General features: G+C 70.0%; 1 protein-coding gene. It reads left to right on the plus strand.

The features are described 5' to 3' along the window. Positions 1-186, plus strand: a 186-nt coding sequence (locus SB753_RS36300) for an EamA family transporter (protein WP_410804947.1), incomplete at its 5' end; no start/stop codon positions are given. Positions 187-293 lie beyond the last annotated feature (107 nt).

Genomic DNA, 293 nt, shown 5'->3' on the forward strand with positions numbered 1-293 from the left:
GTTAGCGTCACGCTGCTCGTGTGGATGGTCCGGCGCGGCGACGCGTCGCGCGCGACGGCGCTGCTGTTTCTCGCGCCGCCGCTCGCCGCGCTCGAAGGCTATGTCGGCTTTGGTGAAACGCTGACGGTGGTGCAGGTGGCAGGCTTCGTCGTGGCGCTGATCGGTGTGCTGCTCGCGCGCTCGTGATTGCGCTGGCGGGCAGCGGTTTTCTCGCGCCGCCCGCCGAAGCGCCCCTTCGATTAATCCGCCGTGTCGGCGTTCGCCGGCACCTTCGCGCGGACCTTGCTGCTCGG

Origin of the sequence: Paraburkholderia sp. SIMBA_053 (assembly GCF_046534895.1) — a bacterium.
GTDB lineage: Bacteria > Pseudomonadota > Gammaproteobacteria > Burkholderiales > Burkholderiaceae > Paraburkholderia > Paraburkholderia caledonica.